Genomic DNA, 24,880 nt, shown 5'->3' with positions numbered 1-24,880 from the left:
TGTAACGGGGGACGAAACCTGTTTCTTTCTTTTCCGTTTGAGTCAATAAGCATCCAGACAGAAGCGACCATGAACGAGTCGATCAATCCCCGTGGGGCGGGTGGAGAAACCATATATGAGTGCGATAACTTACGCATTACCGTCGGGCGCGCGCTTGAATCAGATGGAATGACGCTGTTGAAAAACACCGTTTATGGAACCAAGGGCATCCGGTATCAACACACGAATCAGGAAACGAAAGTCCGGGATCTGGCCAACCCGTCTTTCTTTCACCTGTGGCAGGGGAATGAATTGATTGGTATCTATTGCCTGGATGAACGCCAACTTGACATTGAGAATCGCCAACTGACCGGCTTTTACGGCCGCTACCTCTCCGTAGCGGAATCCCGATCAAATAAAGGATATGGCCGTTTGCTAAAACAGAAAGCGATGGATTACGCACAACAGCATACTTCCTCCCCTTTCCTATTTTATTCGTACATCGAAGAAAAAAATGAACGCTCGATGGCCATATCGGTCAACGAGGACTTCCGCTCAATTGCTCTTCTGAAAACTTACTTTTTTCGGCGTTACGCTCCGGTAAAAGACAAACGTTTTGGGGTGGCAACGGGTGATGATCTCACCCGTATCATACCTCTTTTACGCCGTTTTTATCGGCACTACACGTTTAAAACATTCGCCTACATCGGCTACCAAAGTCAATACTTTGTCCTAAAGGAGGGTGGTCAGATCGTTGCTGGTGTACAGGCGAATCCCGTATGCTGGCGATTCATTCAAATGCCCGGTTTTTGGGGGCCTCTTCTTATGAAGCTGGCTCCCGTGTTCCCGATTACCCGCTGGTACTTTAATCCGGCCCGTCAGGCGTTTGCCGTATTGGAAGGGTTTTACCATAGTGAAGGCCGAGCTCACCTACTACCTATCTTACTGGAGAGTGTATTAGCTCACCTGGGGCTGCATTCCGCTATGTGGCAAATCGACGAGCGGGACCCGCTGACGGCATTGCTCAGCCTGAAATCAATGGGTCTCTTTAGCAGCTATAGAGCGGGCATAAATACCCACGTACTGGTTAAGTCAGTTGGAACGAATGCCCCCTGGCAGGTCAATCAGCGACCATTGTATGTTTCCTGCTTTGACTACTCTTAAACGGCTAAATCGATGAGGAACGAAGAGATTGGGCTGAAAGACCTGTTGGAAAACTCCCGCCAGCAACTCAAGGAGCCATTTACCAAAACGCAGGGAAGACTATTGCTCATTTTAAATTTCGGTTACTTAGGATTGGTAGCTATTTTCCTTATTTCAGAGAAAATAGCTACGGGTTACTTCATTCCTAACCCTATATTAGGTGTAATCTACATATTGGTTGGGGTTACAAATTTGTCCTCAGCTATTTATAGTTCTCTTCTGCTTGTCTCAAAAAAGACAATTAGTCTGGCGGGATTCAGCATTAGAATAAGTACCGACAAAAGGCTTGAAACAACTATGCGTTGGGCAAGTGCTCTGTCGGTGATGACGATGAGTCTCTGTCACATGATCGGGATAGGAAACCCAAGTAGTGATGCTATACTGACTGATTTTGCACTTGGTCATTCATTTACTCTTCTGTCGGCCATGCTGCTTGGACGAACGGCCTCATTCGTTTGGTTTTTAACAGTCATCGGCCTGCTCATCTATGTCACTTTTGTACGTAACGAGTATTCCTATCAATACAACTATTTAACCCCAGCCGAGTCGTCCCGGTATGAAACAGCTTTGGGTAGTAATCAGTCTTGGGCACTGGCAAGAAAAGAAACACTGCAGAAAAATGGCTTAAACCCTCCTAAAATCTCAAGATACTTTAACATTTGGCTCGTCTTCATGCTGATTGCTTTTCTGACTGCTTACTTCTGTTTAACAACCACCTTATCTGTTTACAGAATCATTCCAACCGTAACTGAGAATATCCGAGTTGCGATAAATGCCAGTAATCAACAAGAGTTAGAGCGGGAACGGGAACAGAGTCAGGCGGAAGAACAGCGTCTACTTCTCCGGCAAGAAACCCTAAGTGCCGAGCTTAAAGCGCTTAAAGCGCAGATCAATCCTCACTTTCTTTATAACACACTTAACTACTTTTACATGAAAAGTCAGGATGTCGCTCCGGAAATGGCGGAAGGCGTTTTGAAACTGGCCGAAATCATGCGTTACAGCATGCAGGATGACCGGGGTCCGGTCGTGCTTGACGAGGAAATTAATTACATGCAGCAATTCATTGACCTGCATCAACTGCGGCACAGTCACCAGTTATTCATCGACTTCAGCGTCGCAGGACCCACTCATGAAAAAGAGATTCCGCCATTTTTGCTGATTGGCCTGGTTGAAAACGCGTTTAAACACGGTAAGATGAATGAAGCGGGTGACCCACTAATCATTCGCATCGAAGCGACCCAAACGGCGATTAACTTGTTCATTGCCAACAAAAAAAATCGCAAACAACGGGTTGAGTCCAACAACATCGGTTTAGCCAATCTGCGCCGACGGCTGGCTTTAACCTATGACACGAACTATTCGTTTAGGGTAGATCAGGATGAGGACTATTTCCGGGTAGAACTCTCCATCCAAACCTGAATTCCATGGCGATCACCTGCATTGTGTTGGACGACGAAGAAATGGCGATTCAGCATTTGCTGAAATACATCGCCAAGGTGCCTTATTTGGAAGTGAAGAGCTACTTTAGTGACCCTTTCCAGGCGGTCACCTATCTGCAAAACAATTCGGTAGATCTGGTTTTTCTTGACATCGAGATGCCGAATTTTGCCATTGATGGGATGGACTTCGTCCACATTGTTGGGGATAAGCAAGGCTATATTTTTACAACCGCCTACCCCGGCTATGCCCTGAAAAGTTACGAATACAACGCGATTGACTTTCTCCACAAACCTTATTCGTTTGAGCGCTTTTTAAAGGCGGTACAGAAGGCCAAGCTAATGCTTCAGACGGAGGAGGCCGTTGACTCCTTTACCTATGTGCGGGTAGAGGGCAAATTTCACCGGATCGACTTTGATACGATCTGCTGGATAGAAAGTGATCGAAACTATATTTCAATTTTCACCGAACAGGACCGCATCAACCTTCGACTCTCCATTGGCGAGATGGAAGGCCAGTTGCCAAAAAAACTATTTGTCCGGGTTCATAAGTCGTTTATCGTTTCCAAAAAGAAAATTGACCTTGTAGAAGCCCATCAACTTTGGGTACAACGTCAGAACCAGTCTCGACCTTTCCCAATTGGCGAATCTCACAAGAAGTCCTTGTTAGAGGCGATTGCACAAAATTCAATCCGAAAAAAGTGACTCTTTTTTATTCAAGCTGATTCTCATCGTTTACCGTGGTCTTCCTAACAGCATCCCATATCGTTTGTCGTCGCTTGTCAAATTCACGCCGTTCAACAGCATACAGTCGACAGATGGGTGGATAGTTAGGTTTCAACTGAGCGATTCTCTTAGCGGTTAGCTGATACGATTTAAATTCTTGAGGTTGTTCTATTCCTCTAGACGACAGGCCAACTAGACCTCCCCCCAAGGTTATAAAGTACTCTTCTCCGCTCCCATCCTCGAGATTGATTACGTAAACCATGTGGATCTCACCTGACTCCTGTTCTATATGATTAGGAGTAAAAGTAATAAGAGAAACACCATCCAGTTCAATGTAACCACTCCTTGATAGCGGATAGATCATAAAATCAGTGTAAAACTGCTCCGTGCCTAAATAATTAATTTCCTGTACGTGAGTAATTGTGCCGTCAAACTGATCAATCAGTTCTATATAGTTGACCTTCGGTAGTTGGTCTAATGGAATAAGATAGGCCGAGTGATAAGGTAACCTGTCTTCCTCATAAATAACACCCCTTACATGTTGAGCCAGTCCTTGCTCTTCCATCACTAACAGGAATGCGTCGAGGTTGGTGAACTTTAAAGCTTGCCGGTTCATTCTTGGCGTGGTTTAAGTTGCTGGCCCTTCTTGTGTCCCTGCTTCGCTACTTGGCCTATGGCCGGTTTATTCTCTGGGTTCAAAGCCTGCTTTATATGGCGAAGTTCGTCCGGTTGCTGCAGTTTCAGGGCTTTCTTCTCTTCTTGAACTTGTCCATTGAGCTCCTGGGTTTGTGTAGATTTAACGGTTTGCCCATTCTCAATTTTCAACTCAAAATGGGGGCGTACAAAGCCGTAGGGCTGGCGTTGGTTTAGCGTAAAGGATTTGGTGAGGCCTTCGCTTTCTGCCTGGTGCTGCAAGTGCTGCATGACCCTAACCATCGATACTGGCGAGATACCATTAATAATGACCAGGCCGGTCTCGTCTTTGACGCCGTAAGCATAACGCTTTCCTAACTGAACTTCCCGCGTTAGGTCCTGATTAAAATCCTTAGCGCAGGCCTTCTCCAGTTTGATTCGCTGACTAAGCCCCGTTTCTTCCAGAAGTAGCTTATTAATGACTGACAAAGGGGCAATCATTTCGGGAATGCTGATTTGCACCTGTTGCCCGCTTCGGCTGACCTGGATGAGTTGACTACTTAATTCTTTTTGACCAAGCGTATCGGTTTCCGATCTGACAAACTGAGCCTGTATATTTTGGTTAAATAATTCAATCCGATCCAGCATCGCTGCCCGAATCGGACGGTATTCTTCCTGTTCGGGTAACAGGTAGGCCATCCGGTTACCACCGCCAACCGTTGGCGTCATGGGAAACTTAACGGCCATCATTTGCTGAATAAACTGAAGGTCGAACCGGTGACCCGAAGCATCATTATCAAAGGCTAAGTTGATGGAGTAGTTCTCCGCTTTGGCAAAAGACCCCATGTACCGGCTCATCGTATTGACTTGCTGAGGGGTGAGCTGTCCGCCGGTTGAAAAGTAGACTGCGTTGAATTTGTCGTCTCCCTCAATACTGCGCAGCTGCCGGTGGGAAAGTGCATCGATGGCGCTTTCCATGATAAAGAACCGTTCAACTTTGGGGGGTGGGTTAGACACAAACACACTGCTGTATCGGTCACTGCCGGGAGCATGCAGCTTAACGTTTTCGTTTCTCAGTTCCAAGCCCGTCACTTCCGTAGACTGGCCATTGAAGTAAGGGAAAGCTACGTTGGTGTACTGAAGATAGTTGCGCTCGGGGTGTTCCTTGACGGTGGGGAAGTTATCGGTCTGACCACGAGCGGGGTCGAAGTAGGTCACCTGGGAAACGACTTTATTGACAAACTCAGGACCACTCAGGGTCTGGGGTGCAATGTTTCGCTGGTTGAGGTAATTGTCATCCCCCAGTGGGCGCAAATCAAACTGCTCCTTGGTGAAGGGCTGCTTTACACCCGGCTCGGCCAGCCGGGTGGTAACCTTTCGGTTATGATTGACGTGCTCGGGATCGATGCGCAGGTAATCATAAAGCACGCTGGTAATGTTCCTGAATTCGGATTCGCCGGGTCGGTTGAAGGTAGAAAAGACAGTGGCTAATCGGTTGCGGATAAAGTCAATGATTGTGCCAGCGTCCGTGAAGTCCCCGGCCCGCTGGTAAACCTGCTGGCCGGGGTCCTGTGGGTTTTTGATGATGATTGTGTCCTTGTAACGGGGATGTTCCAGGACGGGGCGTGAGCGCCCTTTGTAGACCTGCGGTTCGTAGCCGTACTGAACAGCCAATTCAACGATGGAAACGTTCGAGCGGAGCTCCTGAACGGGGATCAGGTTAGGGAAACGCTCCTTCAGTTCATCAAATTTTGTCATGGTCGTGTAGGGGTGGATAGGATCGCTTATTGAATTCTTTGCTTGGGGCCACCAATTTTCTGTTCTGGCTTGCCCTCCAGTAACTCCTGCATCATTTCCCGCTGAAAATTACTGACCGTGGTTGCCCCAGACGTTATCTCCTGGCTTCGGGTCAAGTCCGTTTTGGCTCCCTCGTTGTTGATGGCAAGCTGCTGCCGGTTTTCAGCATCTGGCTTAAGCGTAACTCCCAATCGGCTAAAATCACTGAACTGAAGTTCTTTCTGAGTGACCGACAGGCTAACCGTTGCGTTGAAGGGTTCACCCTGTTTGTCCAACAAACCACTCAGGCGCACGGCGTGCCCGTTGGCAAGCTGAAGCTGCTGATCTTTGGTCAGGTCAATGTTAAGCAGCTTGGTCGGCAGTAGTTCGGGCCGTACCCGCCATAACTCAACTGTGTTTGTCATTGAGTCGACGCGCAGGTAGGTGGGCACGTAATCGCCCTGATCGGCCAGTAGGAAGGGTCGGGGTAAAGCCCCCTCCGTAGCTAACTGCTGTTTTTCCCCTTTCGACAAACGAATTCCTGCCACTTCGTTCGGAATTGTTAACTGACGCTGTACGGGCGTAATGCAGACTACCGGACCGTCATCCGACATAACAATCCGCAACCGGCCATCCATTTTCACGTCGGGCGAAATAAACACGCTCATCGTTGGTGTCCGCTGCCCACTGAACAGCGCTTCTTCAATGTGGGGGTGTTTAGCCAAGTGTTCCGGTGGGTAGCCGATCTGGCTTAGCTTGGCTTCCAGTTGAGCCCGGTACGGCTCCAGCTGCTGGCGTAGCACGGCCGAGGCTTCCTCTGGACTAAAGAAGTTATCGGTTTGGGCGTACTGCCAGGCCTGCTTCGCCTGTAAAAGTGTTGGGGCAAGGTTGTCATAGCCATCAGCCTGCGTCTGGGCGTACTGTAAGGACGGATTCATAAGACAAAGAGGTTTAACGAGTTGACAAGCAGAAGTTGCGGGTAAATGTAATGAATATAGAATAGCAAAATTAAAATGTGCAACTTTGTTTGTGAAAAATAGCTTTTTATGCCACTGCGTTTTTATGGTCTGCTTATCCTCGCCCTCTCACTCTCGGTCATGATTCGCGCACAGACACCTCACGCCAAGTCTGACGGGCAATTACTCGTAATTGATACGCTTGATTTGGGGCCGACTCCTATTCATTCTGATTCAATAAGGCGGGTACTGGATTCGCTGGAGGTTACTCTTTTGAGGACAACGCAGACCTACTATCAGATTGAGCGTTTACTGCACAGTTTTGGCCCTGAGTCACCTTATCTGATGCTGTTACCTTGCGTACTCCCCGTTGATTTACCCCTTCAGGCATTTCGCGTTACTTCTCCCTTTGGCAAGCGATTTCATCCTGTCCATCATCAGGTGCGCTTTCATCAGGGCGTGGATGTGCGTGCTCCGCTGGGTATGGTTGTTAAAGCTACAGCTGCGGGTATCGTCAAGCGGGTGGGCCATGACCCCGCCTTAGGCGTTTTTGTGCAGCTACAGCACGCGTTCGGATTTGAGACGACCTACGGACATCTCAAGGGGTACTGCGTGAAGCCTGGGCAATCTATCGAGCTTAATGAAGAAATTGGCCGTGTAGGTCAGACGGGTTTGGCAACTGGCCCTCACCTTCACTATACCATCAAAAAAAACGGGTCCGTATTGGACCCGTTTGAATTCTGCTTTTTACTGCGACGTCGGTTGTGGTTCCTTCAGAGTTCGAGTTCCACCGGTAAGGGTGTTTCCACCTCCGAAGGGGTAAAGCGTTTTTTGTCCAACGTGAAATAACCCAATTCTCTGAGGTGACCCGTCATTTGTGAGTAATCCTCCTGGAGTCGATTGCTTACCTTTAGCATCAGTTCACTGAACATCAGCAGCTCGTCACCCGAGGTAAGTATCATGGGTAGATTGGTATTGTCAGGAAACAAGATCCAGTCCAAGTTATAGCCGTGCGTTCGGTAGAATACGAGCAGTTTGATCAACGACTCCCAACTGCCTTTACCGTGCTCAATGCGAACCATCTTTTGGTGTTCAACGCCTGATTTGCTGGCTAACACTTCAAGCGTTAAATTTTCGCCAAGCCGTTCACCGAGGTGTTTGCGCAGGCTGTTCAGGCGCTGGGCTATAACTTGCACGTCTACCTCTCCCATTACTTTTTGTATTTATCGTTAAGCCGGGCCAACTCTGAGCTAACCAATCGAGCAACATCTTCCTTGATTTTAAGGTAGTTTGCTTCGATTCGCTCGTTCATTGTAACCTCGTCATTAGCAAAAATAGAAAAGTTAGGCATTTCCTTCGCTTTTTGCTCGTTATTAAAATCCTCTTTGTCAATGGCGATCCGGGCGTGGAGCGCCTTGTGAGGGCTTTCCTGACCCTCATTATCCGCCAAGACGCCCACCATATAGCCTTGCGATAACTGCGAGATTTTGGCCGCCGGTGCCATATAATTCAGCTCCGTGGATATGCCGTGCGTTACGTCTTCGGACTGAATATTGATGCTGTCTTTACGTTGCACAATCTTGCCCATCCGGTTCTGCATGGCCTCGGCTGTTTTGTCGTAAACCTGACCCGAGATGATGTTGCCACACGTATTTTTAATGGTTTCCGCCTGCGTGCGGCCGTAGTCTTCATCGAGTTGTGAAAAGTCCTGCATACCGATGGTAATGGCCACCCGGTTGGAGCGTGCTGTGGTGATCAGCTTAGAGAGTCCTTTGAAGTAAATTGTGGGCAATTCATCAATCACCGCTGAGGATTGATGCTTACCCGGTTGGTTGAGTAGCGTCATGATCCGGTAATTGTACAACCCTAATGCAGCGCCGTAGGTACCCTCCAGCGCCTGGTTATTTCCCAGACAGACAATCTTAGGTGCATCTGGGTTATTGATGTCCAGACTGAAATCGTTCCCGCTCATCGTCCAGTATAGGGTTGGACTCGACAACCGGGCTAAACCGATTTGTGCGGAAGATATCTGGCCTTCCAACTGCTCGACGGCTCCGCCCTGGTAGGCCGAAGCAAAGGGTGCCATGTACGTGGCGATGTCCGGTTTATCAACCAGGATCGGCAATAATGTTCGGTAGTTGATTGTGATCAATTCAATCAGGTGCGGAAAAGTGCAGTACTGGCCTTTGTCGTAACAGCGCAAAAACCAGATCAGGGCCGTCACGTAATTGATGGGGGATTCGACGAAGAATTTTCCTTGCTCCTCAATCCACTTCCGGTTCAGGTTTAACAGCATCATCCGCGCGCACTCGGTCACGTAATCGATGCGAGGCAAATAGTCGGGGTGCAGCGGATTGCAGCGGTGTGATTTGACCGGATTGTCAAAGTCGATTACATAGAACTTCATGTCCTTTGGCAGCTTTTTATGATGCCTCAAAACTGCGTTGTAGGCCACCAGCGAGAGCGACGGATACTTGTAATCATAGACGTACATAGAAAACCCTTTAGCGATGTGCTGACGGATGACGGGATGAATAATGCCGTAGGTCTTTCCCGATCCTCCGGTTCCCATCACCAGCAGCGCCCGGAAAGGAGCCGATATGTTCAACCACCCTTTCCGGTTGCCTTCGTAGATGTATTCGGTTGGAATGTTCACTGAATACGGATTCTCTAGCTTCCGCTCTTCCTGGGGGAAGGTTTCATTGGCGGAGTTGAATTTGTCCTTGCCCACCTTAACGGTCATCAGCCGGTTGATGCCCTGCGCGCCCTTGAGGATATAGAGTACCCCCGCCACCGAGAGCACCAGGTAAACGATGCTTATTTCGTTGATTCCGGCAAAACTCAACAGCCATCTGCTCTCAACCAGAATCAGCGTACTGCCCACGTACAATACGATGGCAATAAGTAGCGATCTGACTACCGTCTTTGGTTCGAGCGTCACTGACTTTACCCCCCGGCTGGCGTAGCCGTACAGGGCAAGGCAGCCACCCGCAAACAGCTTTAGAGTCCAATGGCTGGAAAACAGGTTTGACTTAGAAAACCCGGCCAGCAACTTATCGGAAATGGGGTGAGCAAAGCCGTAGTTAGTAAACAGGCCATGCAGATGAACGTAGAAGTGAATGGCCAGCAGGACCAAGCCGACGCTTAAATAGATCTCGTTCACGTTGTTATATTCCTTGCGTTCGTCTCTCATGACAATCGGGGTTTTAGTCGTGATTTTTTGAGCATTTTCTTTAGTTCGTGTTCATTATCATTAATGGTGTTGCCATCGCTGAGGGCGTTCAGCATCTGGCGCATCAGTTCGACGTGCGCGCTGGGTGACTCCTCGGCCTGGCGCTGGTTCGGCGCGTATTCGGGATCAGGCCGCTGGTGAGTCGTCGACTGAGACTGGTTTGTCGTTTGGCGCTGGAATGAGCTATCACCCTCACCCCGCTCGGCCCTTACTTGCCTTAGCGTCGGGGCCTGGTAGGTTTCTCCCAAACTCGCCTTGAGTGACGCGGCAGTATAGGGCTTCCCCAGTTCGCTACCGGTATAGATCGCGCGTTGCCGGGTATCGACGTAGGAAACCCCGAACAGATTGCCATCCTTTCCCAAATGCGGCATAAGCTCGATGCCCACCTTGGAAAGGCGCTGCTGAAAGTCATCCCAGGTCCGGCTCTGCAACAGGACGGGTTCGGCAACCTTGCGCAAGCGGCTGACCCGATCTCCCTTGATTTTCTTACCCGCATTGATTCGCCGTTCGACGACTTCCCGGGTTGGCCGGTGAGGTAAGCTGCTGGCTTTGATAGCTGCCCCCTGCGCTATGCCCTCGGTATTGATGGCAGAATACTTGAGGCCCGGCTTCAGTCCCTCCATAGGGATTTCAACCGCCTGCACGTTGTAAACTTTGAGCAGTTGATTGTACTGGGAAAAGCTACTGAAGGTAAAGTCTCTGAGTACGCTTTGTACGACGGCCGAGATATCCGCCTTCAAATCACCCTTGCCGTACTCGACTGGCTTAAGCTCCATCCGCTCGGGCCTGAGGGCTACCTTTTCGGCTACCTGCAGGCAGAACTCCTTCTCAATCTGCTGACGAAGTTGGTTTGATTTCTCCCGCTCAAACTTATCGGAAATCTTGCGACCCAGTTCGTTGACCCGCACCGAAACGATATGAACGTGGGGGTGCTCAGTATCGTGATGCTGGTAAACCGCGTAAGGTTGTTTACCGTAGCCCATGCCCTGCATGTACTGATCTGCGATTGCAATCAGATCGTTAACCCCTACCCGTTCGCCTTTGGCCAGTGACAGACTGGCATGAAACGTTGGAAGCTTGATCCGTTCGGACCGGGCGGCCCGGTACTCCAGTTTATCAGCAACCATCGTAGCGGTTAACTTTTCTGATGGGACCTGTACGGCGTCAAAGTTGCGAACCGCCAACCGCTCTGCTTCCCCCTTTCCAACCTTCTGCTCATTGTAAAACACCGCCCCGGCCGGTGAGCTGCCACTACTGATTCTGGTCACCATGGAGAGCCGGTTCAAGGGTTTGCCCATCCCGGTGGATGGCGCTCATCAAGGCGCGTAGCTGGGCATCAAGTTGGCCCATGTTGTTGACCATTTCGGTTACGTCCCGCTGTAGGTCGCGGTAATCTGTCGTGCTGTTAATGCGCCGGGATGACTGGTTAATGTTGACGCCAATGCGTAGTACATCACTTCTCATTTCCCGGATTAGTGAGAGGGCAATGTCCTGATAAGTTTCCATCTGAGTCCGCATCAGTAGCGGTTTTTCAAGGCATACCGAACGAATAAAAGCAGACATATCCGTTGCTAACGTAGTCGCTTTGCGCTTTTCCATCAATGCATATTCATCGGCCCGGAATCGAACCTGCACAAATCGGCAACGCTTTTCGTGTTCGGGCTTTTCGGGAGCACCGCCCCGGTAAAATTCTTTTTCCATGTGATTGATTTGGTTTAAACGGACCGACTTCGGAGGCCCGTTAGTGAATGACCGCTGTGAGGCGGTCAGAGGTTTTTGTCATGACAAAAACACATCTTGCTTTTGCCAGAAGCAAACATTTTTCGGTGGCCTTACGCGCGTGTTTTTAAGGGTGAGACAACACAGTGGACTTATAAATCTAAAAACTTATAAACCTATAAGAATCGGAGACGTATCATGGGCGATTCATTGAGATCAATCGTTGGCCATGTTGCTAGTGAGCAGTGTTGTTAAAAATTTATATACTTATAAACCTAAAGGCTTCTAAGTATATAAGCGATACAGAAGATTAATTATGAATTTAGAGGCTTCTACTCTTATAAGATTATGGGATTAAAAACATAGAGATTCTTAAAAATATAAACCTTTAGTTTTTTATATAAACTTATAGGTTTATAATTGCCCCGTAATCAAACTGAATAATTGTATGTCAACACCCACTACCCAGCCCGCCCCGGCTGCGGCTACTACGGGACCACCCGTAGTCATTGCTTTCGCGACCCAGAAGGGTGGAATGGGAAAAACAACCCTCACCGTCCTGGTCGCTTCGTGGCTTCATTACAAGCGCCGTATTCCGGTTGCCGTTCTGGATGTCGATTCTCAGCTTTCGTTCTACAATCTGAGGTTTCGGGAAACCGAGCAGATGGATGAGGAAACCCGGGTTCGCTTCAATGCCCAGAACATGGACCCTTATTTAGTCGTCAAAGGAGAGCCGGCCAGCGTGCCCCGTCTTCTGACAAAATTGCCGCCTGATGTTCGGCTGGTCTTTGTCGACATGCCCGGCAACATTGACGTCGAAGGCTACGAAGCTGCGCTAGGATCCGTTGACTACTTGATTGCTCCGATGGAAACTTCTGAGTTCTCGGTGACGACGGGCTTTAGCTACCTCAAGGCTATTAGGCAGATTGATTTGTTGCCTCCTGAGCGGTGCCTCATCGTTTGGAACAAGTACAAGGAAGCCCGCGACGGAGCCCTGGTTGACCAATTGGAAGCCCGTTTCAAAAAGCATGGGTTCGAAAGTCTGAAGAGTCGCATTCCGCAGCGGGACTCTTATCAGGATTCAGCCAACCGCTCGACGATGTTTGTTGTACCCCCGACGTACCTGCGCCACAGCGGACTTAAAGATCTGTTTGTAGAGATAGAAAGCTTACTTCCCGTTCCAACCTCCAAACCCAATGAAGAGTCAAACCAATAAGCGCCTTTCCGACGTCACCAAGCAACAGAGCGTTGACCGGGCCAGTAAGCTGGCCAGTAGCTTTATGTCGGACGATGATTTTGATCCGACTCCGCCACCAGCGCCAACCGTTGATGTGCCGCTGGTGGCGGCTGTAGTGGCCGAGCCCGTTGTTGAGTCACCCGATCCGGTTGTCGTTACGACGCCCCTGGCTTCAACGCCCGTCGCTGATTCCGATCATGACCGGTCGGTAAGCGAATCAGTACCCGCTCCAGAAGTGGTACGGCCGCAAAAAACAACGACGGTCCGAAAGGAGCGGGTTCGCCGGTCAACGACTGTAGTGGACTTAGCCGAGGTTATTAACCAGCCGGTACCTAAGGGCCTCCGCTGCACCAAAATGATTATGCTCGCCGATGAACACCACGATATGCTACGTGAGCTGCATTTCAAGTACAGACTGCCGCTAAGTACAATTTTGTATAACCTGCTGGAGCCCGCTCACGAAGCCCTTCAGCGTGAACATCAAAAAGGAAACTAACCATGTTCAGTGCATACTCCTGGGGCGACTTTATTAAGTTCATCCTCGCCATAACCATCCCGTACTATGCGTTCGTGTTCTGGAAATACTACCGGCATGACTTCCGGGAGTGGATCAGCGGCCAGGGCCAGAAAGCCAAACCGGCACCAGCTGCTGCGGCTGAGGAGTCCGATGACCAGGACGACGATGTTCAATCCCGATTCGCGGTCAGTAATTACGACGACGATGATCATTCGTCGCAACATCTTGTTCAGCCAGCCCCAACCCCAGTGCCGGCCGCCCCGAAATCGGTAGTTCCGGAAAGGGAAAAGGTTGTTGCTGCAAACTTGTTACCAGATCCCCCTGCTAAGGTTAATGCCCCCCAGCCGGCGCAGCCAATACCAAGCCGGGTAATACAAAGTGATATCGATGAGGATGAAGTCGACATCAACGGCCCCGATATCAGTCAGCATTCGGAAGAAACCATTGGCCTGCCCATCGTTGTTCAGACCGAAAATCCAGAGGAATTACTGCTTGATGAGGTCATCGCCACGGCTAAACGAATTAAGCCCGATCAGGACGGCCGGTTAGCAGCCACTGAGCCAAACGATCCGGCAGCTTCCCGATTAGCGGCACAAATCAATAACCAACAGGGTATTGATGAATTTGCCGACATGAATTTTACCCGCTAACTGTTTTTATCCTTACGGACATGAACCTGATGACGCTTGACTTTGGCAGCATTGTGATGATCATACTTGGTCTGGCCCTGTTCGGGCTGGCCAACTGGGTAGTTCAGGCAACAGCCCGGTTTTCGGAGCGATTCATTATTGATATGGCCCGCGCAGGTTCGCTTGGTCTGGCCAAGGGACTGCTGGCTGTACTGATCGGTTACACAGTCAGTACGTACCGAAAGTCCCGCTTTGTGATCTGGAATCAGGTTCATGTCCGATTCGTACTGCTATGGGGAAGCTTTCTGTTTCTGGCCGTTGTGCTTTTGCTACTTCGCGTAGGCAGAACCATTGATTCAGCCGGGCAGGCCTGGCTTATGCTCTTCAGCAGCTACATCGGCTTTCGATGCCTGCTTTACTGGACACGGCCAGCGTCAGACTCAAGCCCTGCCGAGCAGTCTACTCCTTCATTGATTCAGCATGTCAATGAACGTGATCGGTCCGGCCATCAACAAGCACGGACCTTAATCAGGCACTGGGATTATCTGGATGAGTTGTTTGCAGGGCCTGTTTAGGGCTCGGCTTATTCTCTCCCATCAAAAGGTCAGGCGGCAACGTCTGGCCTTTTCTTGTTTTCAGCAGAACTCGCTGCTGATCAGTGGAACAAAATTAACACATTATGCATATTGTCAAACTTAGTGAGTCTTATTATGATTTTAATGTACCTATATTCATTATAGTTAGCTCATTTTAGCGCGCAATTGACCTTATGTAAACGGCGGAACTGGTTTTTGTATATACACCAAAAGTTTTTTATAGACTTATATAATTGATAGTCAGCACATTGTTAGTTTAGTCGCTAATTAATTCATTGTTTTTTAAAAACTGCAAAAATCATTAATTAATTTTTTATACTACTTTGGTATCACAATTTGGATAAAGTGCATTTACAATTCACTCTTTTTACTATTAATCACTTTTTACTCATGACAAACCGGACGAAGACTTCGGCAATCCAGGCGGCTTTGGTAGCGGCCCTCCTCGGCATGAACGGCGCTGTAATGGCGCAACCTGGTAACGGGGCGGCTGCTCTCAGCCAGACGGCGACGACCATCCGTAGCTATGGCACCTCAGCTACGACCATCATCCTGGCGCTGGGGGTACTGATCGGCTTGATCGGGGCCGTGCGGGTCTACTCCAAGATGCACAACGGTGATCCTGACACGCAGAAGGCGATGGTGAGCTGGTTTGGGGCGGCTCTGTTTCTGGTGGCTGTCAGCGCAATTCTGACCAGCTTCTTCGGCTAATGCTGGAAATCAACAAGGGCATCGGAAAGCCCGTGGAGTTTCGTGGTTTGAAAGGCACTTATCTATACCTCTCAGCGGGTATCATCGTGAGTAGCCTGATTCTGGCACTGATCCTCTACGGGCTTTTTGGTCTAAACACCTACCTCACCACGCTCATTGTCCTGGGCTACGGCGGTGGAGGTATCTGGTACTGCATGCGACTATCGCATAAATACGGTGTGTCGGGCCTTTTGAAGCTCGAAGCAACCCGCAATCAACCCAAAGCCATTCTTGTCTCGTCTGCTAACTCTTTCCGATCCCTCCGTGAAATTAGACGCCCGAAATCTCGAAACCGCCATGCCCCTGCTGGCCGTTGAGAACAACTGCTTAGTGAGTAAAATGGCGGACGTTAGCGTGGGGTTTCGGCTCCTGCTGCCTGAAATCTTCACCCAATCCCGGGAAGATTACCTTAGCCTGCACAGTGCTTTGGTCAAAGCTATCAAGCTGCTGCCGGTCGGCGCGGTGATTCACAAGCAGGACTGGTTCACGGAGGAGAAGTATAAACCCGATCTGGACCACAGTGACGACAGCTTTCTCACCCAGGCCTTCCACCGGCACTTCGTGGAGCAGCCCTTCCTGAATCATTACTGCTACCTCTACATTTCGAAGCTACCCAAGAATCGACAGAAGCAGAAAAGCAACATGCATTCGCTGACGCGCCGTCGGCTGGTGCCCCGTGAACAGATCAGTCCACGAGAATTGCAACCATTCTTCGACGCGGTGAGCCAGTTTGAACGCATCCTTTTGGACGGCGGCATTCGGGCCGAGCGGCTGACGGATGACGAACTGGTCAGTAAGCGGGGTGACCGGGGCATCATTCCCAACTACTTCCGGCTTCAGCCCGACGGAACCAAGCGGGTCATTCTTGAGGACTGGGACATCGATGGACGGGTACGTATCGGCTCCAAGGATGTAATGTGCTTTACCATCTCGGATACGGAGACCATGCCCCAGGCGGTCGACGTAATGGCGGGCTATGGGCCACTCTCTTCCGACAGTACGCAGTTTGCCGTGGGTAACGTTCTGCCGATTGGTCTGCTGTTGTCCTGCAACCACGTCTATAACCAGTACATCTGCCTCGACGATACCCAGGTAGCCCTGCGGGAATTTGAGCAAACTGCCCGTACGCTAAATTCACTCTCGCAGTTCTCGGCCGAGAACGCCAGCAATCGGGACGCGACGCTCGATTACATTCAGGAAGCGATTCAAAATCAGCGCACCGTCTGCCGGTCTCATTTCAACGTCATGGTCTGGACCGAGAAGCCCGAACAGATGGATTATCTCCGGGCGCGCACGTCAGCCGCTATTGCCCAACTGGATTGCCTGCCCAAGCAAAACACGATGGATGCGGCCCGGCTACTGTGGGCGGGTATACCGGGGAATGCGGGAGACCTACCCTTCGACGAAACATTCTACACTTTCGTCGAGCAGGCCGTTTGTTTCTTTAATCTGGAGTCCGCCTATCAGTCTTCGCCTTCTCCCTTTGGCATCCGGCTGTGTGACCGGCAGGGTAAACCGGTCTGGGTCGATCTCTCCGATGAGCCGATGGAGAAAGGCTGGATCACCAACCGCAACAAGTTTATCATCGGGCCTTCGGGATCGGGTAAGTCGTTTTTTATGAACCACCTGGTTCGCCAGTACTACGAACAGGACACCCACATTCTGCTGGTGGACGTGGGCCACTCGTACCGGGGCCTGTGTGATTTGGTGCAGCGCAAGACCAGGGGAAAAGATGGCGTTTACCTGACTTACGAAGAAGACAAGCCCATCACCTTCAACCCCTTTTACGTGGAGGATGGCTTCTACTCCATCGATAAGATCACTTCCATTAACACCTTGCTGCTGACGCTGTGGAAGAAGGAGGACGAATCATTCTCCCGCACCGAAGAGGTCGCTCTGGGCGATGCGGTGGAAGAATTCATTAAGCGGGTCAAAAAGGGGGCGATAGCGGACGTTAGCTTCAACGGATTCTATGAGTACTGCGATGCTGAGGACGGTTTTAGGGCGTATCTGAAGGAGAAAAACTATCAGGCCAAGTACTTCGACATTGAGCAGTTCATCATCACCATGCAGCCCTTCTACAAAGGGGGCAAGTATGATTACCTGCTCAACTCGAACATGAACGTGGATCTGCTCAACAAGCGCTTTGTGGTTTTTGAGCTCGACAATATCAAGGATCACCCCATCCTGTTCCCCATCGTGACGCTGATCATCATGGAAACCTTTGTCAGCAAGATGCGCCGGCTGAAGGGTATCCGCAAAATGATGGTCATCGAGGAGGCCTGGAAAGCCATTGCCAAGGAGTCGATGGCCGACTACATCAAATACCTGTTCAAGACTGTCCGCAAGCACTTCGGCGAAGCACTGGTGGTCACTCAGGAGATTGATGATATCATCGGCAACAACATTGTCAAGGATGCGATCATCAACAACTCGGACTGCAAAATCCTGCTCGACCAAAGTAAATACCAGCACCGCTTTGAAGAGGTCCGCCAGTTGCTGGGTCTGTCTGAAAAGCAGAAGCAGTTAATCCTGTCGGTCAACAAGGATAACGACCCAAGGCGCAAGTATAAAGAGGTCTTCATTGCGCTGGGCGAGCGGGCAAAAGTCTATGCGCTGGAGGTCAGCCTGGAGGAGTACGGAGCCTACACCACGGAAGAAAAGGAAAAGGTTGAGGTGCAACGGCGCACGGCCGCTAATCACGGAGACATTCAGGTAGCCCTGGTTGATTTTGCCGACGCCCGGCGCAAACCCGAACACGCTTAATCAATCGACACGTCCATTCGTCGTGTTCATTTTATCCCCTTTGCATCGACATGATTCTACTTCAACAACCCGGTGGCAGCACCTATATCGACTACAGCTTCTACCAGAAGTTTGCTTCGATGGAAGAGGCCGTTACGACTGCCTTCACCGAAGTGACGGCCGGCATGGGCAACCTGGGCGCGGTGGCTTCGGCTATTGCTGCCATTGGTGCCACGTTTTACATTGGCATACGCGTGCTGGGCCACTTCGCCCGCGCGGAGTCCATCGACGTGTTTCCCCTGCTGCGCCCCTTCGCTATCGGCTTTTTGGTACTCAACTTTACGCTGGTCACCGATTTCATTGGGGCACTCATCAAGCCCGTTGAGACCGTCACTCAGAACATGGTCGATATCCAAACGACCAGGATTCAGCAGTTAGAGCAGATTCGTCAGCAGAAGATTCAGGAAAAGTTAGCCAAGATTGATAAGGATCAGGATAATCTTGATACCTGGGTTTCGGGCCAATACTTTAGGCTGCTCGTCGAAAAGATCAATGTTTATTTCCACGAAGCGCTCAATTCGTTCCTTAAGAATCTGTTCTATGCCCTCTTCCTGGCGGCTCGGCTGGTGATTCTGACGGTACGTTCCTTCTTTCTGATCGTGCTGACCATCGTTGGTCCACTGGCTTTCGCCCTGGCCATCTTCACCGGCTTTCAGGATTCACATCTGATGTGGATCGCCCGCTACGCGCAGATCACGCTCTGGTTACCACTGGCTAATATCCTGGGGTCTATCGTCGGCTACCTGCAAGGGAGGGTTATCGCCCTTCAGGTATTGGAAATGACCAACAACGTACCCGACGAAGCGGCCAGTGGGGATATAATCTACCTGGTCTTTATGGTCATTGCTACACTGAGCTACCTCACCATCCCCACTATCTCAGGCTTCATTATTTCCTCTTCGGGCGTCGGTCATGCCTTACAGCGAATGAGCAATATGGCAATGGCAACAACACTGGGCGTTGGACTACCGGTAGCCGGGGCTGTTGGAGCCGGGGCTGTAGCCGGGGGTAGAGCTGCTATGAAGGCAGGTAAGGCTGTAGTTGGGGCTGGGTGGAGTACGGCGGCCGCCCTTGGTCAGACCGCAGCCAACTACGGGTCTTACTATGGGAATGCCGCCAAACAGCAATTCAACAACATGAGAAACATTTCTAAAAGCTCGGACTAATGGCACAGGAAACCTTCTTTAAATCACTCCGCAACCTGGAGACTTCGTACCGTAACATCCGCATTCTGGCCTTTGTCAGCGTGGGGGCCTTCACGCTTATCGCGCTGGGGAGCCTTGCCTTTGCTTACAGCGTAAAGACCGACTCGGAGAGCCGCATCTACGTCGTCGAGCAGGGTAAGTCGCTTATTGCTGCGCTTCGTAACGACGTCCGGGAGAACCGGCCGGTCGAAGGACGCGATCACATCCGACGGTTCCACGAACTTTTCTTTACGCTCGATCCTGATGCCAGGGCCATTGAAGAGCACATCCGGGAAGCGCTGCCCTACGCCGATGAGAGTGTGTCCCGGCTTTATCTGGACACCAAAGAGAAGGGCTACTACAGTCAGCTCATTCAGGCGTCGGCCTCTCAGGAGGTACAGGTGGACAGCATTCAACTGGACATGAATCAGTATCCGTATGCGTTCAGGACTTTCGCCCGCCAGCAGATCGTCCGCTTGACCAACATCACGATTCGTAAGCTGGTCACTACTGGCTACCTGCGTAACGTGAGCCGCTCGGCCGAGAACCCGCACGGCTTTCTGATCGAAAAGTTTGCCGTACGCGACAACACGGACCTTGAAGAACGTCAGCGCCAATGAGAACCTTCATCCGCAACATCATCGGGCTGGGAGACTACCTGATGAGTCTCTCCGATCGCGCCCGTCAAACCATTGTCTTAGTGGCCCTGCTGATGCTGGGAGGGGGTGGGGTCTATAAGCTCGTGGTCAGCATTCAGGATCTGGGCAAACCCTTGCCGGCCGCTTCACCCGATCAGTTCATGAAGCCCATGCAAAAGCTGTTTGTGCCCCAGCCTGACAACAATAAAGCCTACCGGCAGGCCCGGCAGGAACTCGACAGTTTACGAAACCGATCATTCACTCCAACTACGCTACCCCGATGAGCACGGCCACAGTGACACAACTAAGCAGCGACGAAGTATTCCTGCGCCAGCGAAAACCGATGTTGGTCTATCCCCTAATCGTGATTCCTTTCATCACGGCCCTTTTTTTTATCGGTAAGGGTGGAAAGGGGGAAAGGCACATCGCTCAGGATGAAGCGGCTAACCAGGCCGGTTCGGGTGGCTTCAATGCTCAGATGCCCATTGCCAAAGGTGGCTCAATGGACGGACGAAACGTGGAGGGGCCTGGTTACGGCAAGGCGACCGGTGGGCAGGTGCTGTCGATTTTCACGGTCTCACACGAAGATTCGGTTTCGAGTGGGTTGAAGCCAATTGCGCTCGGTGACCCGGCTTCCGTCAGCACGGCTACTCACGCTTCAAGTCTGGGCTCAACAAGTCCGAATCAGGGAGCGAAGGTAATCAGAGGATCGAACGCAGCTGCCCTGGCCGCTACCGGGCGAACCAAAAAAGGTCAGACCTATTCCTACCAACCGCCCCGGTCGGGTTCGTACTACACCGCTTCGGCTTCGGACCAACAACTGGCCTATCAGATGCAGGCTTACGAACGGAGCCGCAATATGCCGGCTCCTAACAACAGTACAATTCAGCCCCGAAGCGAACCGATCTCGCCGGTTACTGCCCAGGACGAACCAGCCGCGTCCGTTGCGCTCAGCGATAACCTGACGGCTTCCCGGCTAAATGAATCACCCAGTGCCGATGATGTGTTTCACACGGCGCCAACGGGCGGCTCCCGGCCCCAGCCTAACCGGGCGGTGCTGAGTGGGGGAAGTGGCTACGGCTCTAAAAAGACGGTCGCCTGGATGATCCCGGTCGTGGTGCACGAAGATCAGGCCATCCGGGATAGTCAGCAAGTGAAGCTGCGGCTACTCAAAGAGATTACGGCCGACGGCATCACCATCCCGACCAACACGATTCTGTACGCCATTTGCCAACTCTCCGATGACCGCCTGCGCCTAACGGTGCGCAACCTGCAACTCGGTGGCCAGCTCATCCCGCTCGATCTGGACGTCTACGATACCGATGGCTCGATGGGTGTCAATGTACCAGGCCTGAGTCAGAACGCTCAGGTGGGTGGTCAGGTGCGCTCCTCGGCCATTCAGGGCGTGCAGCTTCCGGGTATCGGGGGGCTGGCCAACACGGTCCTTAATTCGGCCCGCATGGGCGCATCCAACTCGCTGCGGCAAGCCACGATCCGGCTGCGGGCGGGTTATAACCTATTCTTAAAAGCTCAATAATTCCTTATGAAACGTCTACTCCTGCTTCCCCTCTGTTTGAGCCTGGCTGCGGCCCCGCTCATGGCCCAAATCGCCTACGTGCTGCCCATGATGCCCGAAAGCATTCGGCCTGCCTACGGCCTCTACGTGAGTACCAGTAAAACCACTCACCTGATCTTTCCCCACGAAATCCGCTACGCCGATCTGGGCAGTAAAGAGATAGTAGGGGAAGCCGTCGAGAAAGCGGGTAACGTCTTCCGGCTCAAGGCGGTTAGTCGCAGTCCGATGCTGGAAACCAATTTGACGGTCGTGACGGCCGACGGGCGGCTGTTTAGCTTCATGGTCGCCTATAAGGAAAACCCCGATGCGTTGACCTACGACCTGACCCGGATGCTGCTCGATGGCGCAGTCAGTAAAGCGGCTAAGGTTAGCTCGGGCTCCAAAGCCCGCTTAGCCGACAACCTCAACCGGCAGGGCGAGCAGGCCATGAACAGTCGCCGGAAGATCCGACACGTGGGCTACAAAACGCAGGGCATGAACCTGTATTTGAAGAACCTGCTCTATAAGGACGATGTGATGTACCTGGTGCTGGGCCTGGAGAACACCTCCAAACTGGATTACGACATCGACTACCTGCGTACCTACGTCACTCAGATGAAGCGGGTAGGGGAGAGCTCGGCTACCCAGGATGTGCCGGTCGATCCTATCAAGGTGTTCGACGAGAGTGAGGGCGTGATTCCGCGCCGGGATCAGCTTACCAAGGTCATTGCCATCGAGCGGCTGACACTGGAGAAGGACCGGCGTTTGGTGGTGCAGGTGGGGGAGGAGAGTGGCGGCCGTCAGCTTGTGATCTCCATTGGCCCCGAAGAATTAGCAACCGCTCGGCCCCTGTAATCTATCCTTACTTACTCTCCCTATTCCCATGAGAAACCTCATTGTTGCCCCCCTTATCATCCTGTTGCTGAGTCTGTCGGCAAGGGCTCAAATCCACCAGGAAGGGCAGGCCTCGGTGGAATTGTCGGCGGGTTTGCTCGACGGCTTCAAGCTGCCCGGTCAGGATAATTTTGGCTACTTCGCTGGCCTTTCCTACAGCCAATACCGGACCCGTTACGCCTACTGGAAAGGGGCGGTGCACCTCAACCAGAAATACTACGCCTATGACCGGTCACTGGTACCGGTCTCGCAGTGGCTGGGTGAGGCTACTTACTTCACGCGGGTCATGGGCCTGGTGGGTAAGTCGTGGGTGCTCAACGTGGGCGGGGGCGTAGCGGGTGGATACGAGTCGATCAATCAGGACCGGCGCACCGTCGAGGGGGCCAACCTGATGAACCGCTCTAACTGGATCGTCGGCCCTACCCTCGGCATCGAATGGGAGTTCATTCTGTCGGGCCGCACCATCCTGGTGGCCAAAGCGCAGGAGTACTACCTGTTCCGCTCCAGCATCACCCCGACCCGTTTCAACGCCGGCGTGGGCGTTAAATTCATTCTCACTTCTGATTCTGATTAGTAATGAAAAAGCTACTCTATCTCACGCTGATCACGCTGGCCATGGGCTGCCAGTCGGAGTCATTAGATATCCGGGCTCCCTACCGAATTAAGCTCAACGCGGCCTCACCGGGGGCGGCACTTAAGCTGCACCAACGCTACGGCTTGCCGCTGGAACTGCTCACCGACTCTTACTACTCGGAATACGGTCACCAGCTGGTGTACTACCAACAGACGGGCTTGGGTAGGCTGAGCCGGGGTAGTGATGTGGAGTCGGTACCCGTTCTGCAGAACGTACCAGTCGCTTTACCCCTGGGAGCCTCTTCATGGAGCTTCACGCCCGAAGCAACGGGCGCTTGTCAGGTGGTGCTGATTGCCCGGCAGGAGCGGGGCTACACCCAGCCAGACACGATTCGGCTAAGCTTTCAAATTGTACCATAAAACAAGTACCAATATGAGTAAGCTAATCAGATTTATAAAAAGGGTGATGGGGATTAGGGACGTGCCGTTGGCATTCCGAGGTATACTGGTCATGGGCCGACCCGGCTCGGGTAAATCCAAATTCCTGGATAACCTACTGCGTAATAAACCTTAAATCAAACCGATTACGATGAAGACCTTACCAGAAATCCAGGATGCCATTGAACAACTGACGACTGACGAACTCCGGCAGTTAGCGACTTGGCTGGCTCAACACCGCGAGTCCCGCTGGGACGAAGAAATGAAAAGTGATGTTGGGGCCGGCCGCTTCGATGCCTTGTCGGCAGAACTCCAGTCTGCTTACGAACGGGGCGAAACAGAACCATTTCCAACAAAAACTACCATAGGTTAAACTGAACCAGACATGAAAAAGCTTTTTCTTCCCATTCTCACCGGGGCTATGCTGGCCACCTCGACGCTGCTCGCTCAGGACGGCGACGGCCCCACCATCAGCCTGACGGGTGATACCGGTACCGAGCAGGCCGCGAAGCTCGAATTGATCCGCATCCTTCAGGAGCGGTTGAATAAGTTGACGGTGACTCAGCTAAACTCACGCATCATCGTCTCCAAAGGAGTTCTGGGTTACTATAAAGTAGAGGAAATCCAGAAGATGAACGCAAACATCTGGCAATACCGATCTAAATACGTCACAAAGGCAGGAAATCTTGAAAAGGCAAATCCTGGATTTGCCGCTACTGGTGGTAACGGCTTTGCCTATAAATACATGATCGAAATGACCGAATGCGCCTCCAGAGCAAAGGCCATTAACGATCAACTGACCATCCTGCTGACGTCAGGTGCACCCATCGTCCTGCCGGCCATGCCCACCTTCAGCATCAGTGCCGGTTCGAGTGATCCGGGCGCGGACTTTGCCGCTTCGGTTGCCCAGATCATGGCCGCTCACGGTATCAAATCAGAAGCCGACCTGAACGCGCTGCCGGCCGCTGAACAGGCCAAAATCAGAGCGGAGATTGAAGCGGCCAATAAAGAGTTCGTCGAAGCTTTCAAGGCGGGGCTTGCTGCCTCGAACAAACAGAATCTGGCTATCATTGGCAACATCGCCGGATCAATATTCGGGGTGCCGGGTTTAGGTTCGGCCATCGTCGGCGTGGCCAGCGGCAACGGGGCCAAGGCGCTGTCGGGGTTAGTCGGCTCGATTATCGATAACTTCAAAATCCCGATTGATTACTACAATTCACCCACGCTTAAGCTCACTGATGCGGAACGTTTGAAGATGATTGATGAGCTGCACGTCAGGATGTCGGAGGCTTACCAGCAAATAACGGCTTTAGCCGCTAACATGAGTACGGAGACAAAAAAGCGGTACGACGAATTGAGTCAACCCCGCAATGAAATGATCTTGTACGGCCCTAAAAAGTAAGC

At 51.5% G+C, this 24,880-nt stretch carries 27 protein-coding genes; 20 read left to right on the top strand and 7 right to left on the bottom strand.

Features of this window, described 5'->3' with window-relative positions; translation table 11 throughout:
• Positions 1-69 precede the first annotated feature (69 nt).
• The 3 genes from ACYVHB_RS26025 to ACYVHB_RS26015 are packed head-to-tail and all read left to right on the top strand — an operon-like array spanning position 70 to position 3,323.
• A complete protein-coding gene (locus tag ACYVHB_RS26025) occupies positions 70-1,143 on the top strand; it encodes a GNAT family N-acetyltransferase (protein WP_461054754.1) in 1,074 nt (357 codons plus the stop codon).
• Positions 1,144-1,155: 12 nt separating this feature from the next.
• On the top strand, positions 1,156-2,601 hold the full coding sequence (locus ACYVHB_RS26020) for a sensor histidine kinase (RefSeq protein WP_461054753.1): 1,446 nt from the start codon (positions 1,156-1,158) through the stop codon (positions 2,599-2,601).
• Between the two features lie 5 nt (positions 2,602-2,606).
• Positions 2,607-3,323 (top strand): LytR/AlgR family response regulator transcription factor, encoded by a 717-nt coding sequence (locus ACYVHB_RS26015; RefSeq protein ID WP_461054752.1) that lies wholly within the window; start codon positions 2,607-2,609, stop codon positions 3,321-3,323.
• Positions 3,324-3,330: 7 nt separating this feature from the next.
• Here the strand turns inward: ACYVHB_RS26015 and ACYVHB_RS26010 are convergent, their stop codons facing one another.
• From ACYVHB_RS26010 to ACYVHB_RS26000, 3 genes are read right to left on the bottom strand one after another with little or no spacing between them, the layout of a single operon-like run.
• Positions 3,331-3,960, bottom strand: a complete 630-nt coding sequence (locus ACYVHB_RS26010) for a hypothetical protein (RefSeq protein WP_461054750.1) — start codon at positions 3,958-3,960, stop codon at positions 3,331-3,333.
• On the bottom strand, positions 3,957-5,735 hold the full coding sequence (locus ACYVHB_RS26005) for a toprim domain-containing protein (protein WP_461054749.1): 1,779 nt from the start codon (positions 5,733-5,735) through the stop codon (positions 3,957-3,959). The genes ACYVHB_RS26010 and ACYVHB_RS26005 overlap by 4 nt, the downstream gene beginning before the upstream one ends.
• A gap of 26 nt (positions 5,736-5,761) precedes the next feature.
• The gene (locus ACYVHB_RS26000) at positions 5,762-6,691 is read right to left on the bottom strand and encodes a DUF3945 domain-containing protein (protein WP_461054748.1); all 930 of its coding nucleotides are present in this window, start codon (positions 6,689-6,691) and stop codon (positions 5,762-5,764) included.
• 108 nt (positions 6,692-6,799) lie between these two features.
• On the opposite strand from ACYVHB_RS26000, the gene ACYVHB_RS25995 reads away from it, so the two are divergent.
• Positions 6,800-7,558, top strand: coding sequence for a M23 family metallopeptidase (locus ACYVHB_RS25995; RefSeq protein WP_461054747.1), 759 nt, complete (start codon positions 6,800-6,802; stop codon positions 7,556-7,558).
• Here the strand turns inward: ACYVHB_RS25995 and ACYVHB_RS25990 are convergent.
• Genes ACYVHB_RS25990 through ACYVHB_RS25975 form a run of 4 tightly spaced genes read right to left on the bottom strand, consistent with a single transcriptional unit; the run spans position 7,483 to position 11,642 of the window.
• Entirely contained in the window at positions 7,483-7,920 is a 438-nt protein-coding gene (locus tag ACYVHB_RS25990) for a helix-turn-helix domain-containing protein (protein WP_461054746.1), read from the bottom strand. The genes ACYVHB_RS25995 and ACYVHB_RS25990 overlap by 76 nt on opposite strands.
• On the bottom strand, positions 7,920-9,902 hold the full coding sequence (locus tag ACYVHB_RS25985; RefSeq protein WP_461054745.1) for a YWFCY domain-containing protein: 1,983 nt from the start codon (positions 9,900-9,902) through the stop codon (positions 7,920-7,922). Before ACYVHB_RS25985 ends, ACYVHB_RS25990 begins: the two co-directional genes overlap by 1 nt.
• Complete coding sequence (locus ACYVHB_RS25980) at positions 9,899-11,212, bottom strand: relaxase/mobilization nuclease domain-containing protein (RefSeq protein WP_461054744.1); 1,314 nt, start codon at positions 11,210-11,212, stop codon at positions 9,899-9,901. The genes ACYVHB_RS25985 and ACYVHB_RS25980 overlap by 4 nt, the downstream gene beginning before the upstream one ends.
• Positions 11,193-11,642: a plasmid mobilization protein gene (locus ACYVHB_RS25975; protein WP_461054743.1), complete on the bottom strand. Its 450-nt coding sequence runs from the start codon at positions 11,640-11,642 to the stop codon at positions 11,193-11,195. Before ACYVHB_RS25975 ends, ACYVHB_RS25980 begins: the two co-directional genes overlap by 20 nt.
• A 466-nt stretch (positions 11,643-12,108) precedes the next feature.
• Between ACYVHB_RS25975 and ACYVHB_RS25970 the strand changes: the two genes are divergently transcribed.
• From ACYVHB_RS25970 to ACYVHB_RS25895, 16 genes are all read left to right on the top strand, one after another.
• Positions 12,109-12,876 carry a ParA family protein gene (locus ACYVHB_RS25970; protein WP_461054742.1) on the top strand — a complete coding sequence of 256 codons (768 nt, stop codon included), beginning with the start codon at positions 12,109-12,111 and terminating at the stop codon, positions 12,874-12,876.
• Complete coding sequence (locus ACYVHB_RS25965) at positions 12,857-13,393, top strand: hypothetical protein (RefSeq protein WP_461054741.1); 537 nt, start codon at positions 12,857-12,859, stop codon at positions 13,391-13,393. Before ACYVHB_RS25970 ends, ACYVHB_RS25965 begins: the two co-directional genes overlap by 20 nt.
• Positions 13,394-13,395: 2 nt before the next feature.
• Positions 13,396-14,064 carry a hypothetical protein gene (locus ACYVHB_RS25960; RefSeq protein WP_461054740.1) on the top strand — a complete coding sequence of 223 codons (669 nt, stop codon included), beginning with the start codon at positions 13,396-13,398 and terminating at the stop codon, positions 14,062-14,064.
• Positions 14,065-14,084: 20 nt separating this feature from the next.
• Positions 14,085-14,618 carry a hypothetical protein gene (locus ACYVHB_RS25955; RefSeq protein ID WP_461054739.1) on the top strand — a complete coding sequence of 178 codons (534 nt, stop codon included), beginning with the start codon at positions 14,085-14,087 and terminating at the stop codon, positions 14,616-14,618.
• A 411-nt stretch (positions 14,619-15,029) separates the two neighbouring features.
• Positions 15,030-15,350, top strand: coding sequence for a DUF4134 domain-containing protein (locus ACYVHB_RS25950; protein ID WP_461054738.1), 321 nt, complete (start codon positions 15,030-15,032; stop codon positions 15,348-15,350).
• The gene (locus ACYVHB_RS25945) at positions 15,350-15,706 is read left to right on the top strand and encodes a DUF4133 domain-containing protein (protein ID WP_461054737.1); all 357 of its coding nucleotides are present in this window, start codon (positions 15,350-15,352) and stop codon (positions 15,704-15,706) included. The genes ACYVHB_RS25950 and ACYVHB_RS25945 overlap by 1 nt, the downstream gene beginning before the upstream one ends.
• Positions 15,621-18,155, top strand: coding sequence for a TraG family conjugative transposon ATPase (locus ACYVHB_RS25940; RefSeq protein ID WP_461054736.1), 2,535 nt, complete (start codon positions 15,621-15,623; stop codon positions 18,153-18,155). The genes ACYVHB_RS25945 and ACYVHB_RS25940 overlap by 86 nt, the downstream gene beginning before the upstream one ends.
• A gap of 50 nt (positions 18,156-18,205) precedes the next feature.
• Positions 18,206-19,360, top strand: a complete 1,155-nt coding sequence (locus ACYVHB_RS25935; protein WP_461054735.1) for a hypothetical protein — start codon at positions 18,206-18,208, stop codon at positions 19,358-19,360.
• Positions 19,360-19,998, top strand: a complete 639-nt coding sequence (gene traK, locus ACYVHB_RS25930; RefSeq protein ID WP_461054734.1) for a conjugative transposon protein TraK — start codon at positions 19,360-19,362, stop codon at positions 19,996-19,998. Before ACYVHB_RS25935 ends, traK begins: the two co-directional genes overlap by 1 nt.
• Entirely contained in the window at positions 19,995-20,300 is a 306-nt protein-coding gene (locus tag ACYVHB_RS25925) for a hypothetical protein (RefSeq protein ID WP_461054733.1), read from the top strand. Before traK ends, ACYVHB_RS25925 begins: the two co-directional genes overlap by 4 nt.
• Positions 20,297-21,553: a conjugative transposon protein TraM gene (traM, locus tag ACYVHB_RS25920; RefSeq protein WP_461054732.1), complete on the top strand. Its 1,257-nt coding sequence runs from the start codon at positions 20,297-20,299 to the stop codon at positions 21,551-21,553. The genes ACYVHB_RS25925 and traM overlap by 4 nt, the downstream gene beginning before the upstream one ends.
• 6 nt (positions 21,554-21,559) lie before the next feature.
• Positions 21,560-22,426, top strand: coding sequence for a conjugative transposon protein TraN (traN, locus tag ACYVHB_RS25915; RefSeq protein ID WP_461054731.1), 867 nt, complete (start codon positions 21,560-21,562; stop codon positions 22,424-22,426).
• Positions 22,427-22,454: 28 nt separating this feature from the next.
• Entirely contained in the window at positions 22,455-23,039 is a 585-nt protein-coding gene (locus ACYVHB_RS25910) for a conjugal transfer protein TraO (RefSeq protein ID WP_461054730.1), read from the top strand.
• Between the two features lie 2 nt (positions 23,040-23,041).
• A complete protein-coding gene (locus ACYVHB_RS25905) occupies positions 23,042-23,458 on the top strand; it encodes a hypothetical protein (RefSeq protein WP_461054729.1) in 417 nt (138 codons plus the stop codon).
• A gap of 169 nt (positions 23,459-23,627) precedes the next feature.
• Positions 23,628-23,849: a hypothetical protein gene (locus ACYVHB_RS25900; RefSeq protein ID WP_461054728.1), complete on the top strand. Its 222-nt coding sequence runs from the start codon at positions 23,628-23,630 to the stop codon at positions 23,847-23,849.
• A gap of 12 nt (positions 23,850-23,861) precedes the next feature.
• On the top strand, positions 23,862-24,878 hold the full coding sequence (locus tag ACYVHB_RS25895) for a hypothetical protein (RefSeq protein WP_461054727.1): 1,017 nt from the start codon (positions 23,862-23,864) through the stop codon (positions 24,876-24,878).
• Positions 24,879-24,880: the final 2 nt, after the last annotated feature.

Source organism: Spirosoma arcticum (genome assembly GCF_054779955.1).
This window is presented reverse-complemented; position numbering and strand designations above follow the sequence as displayed.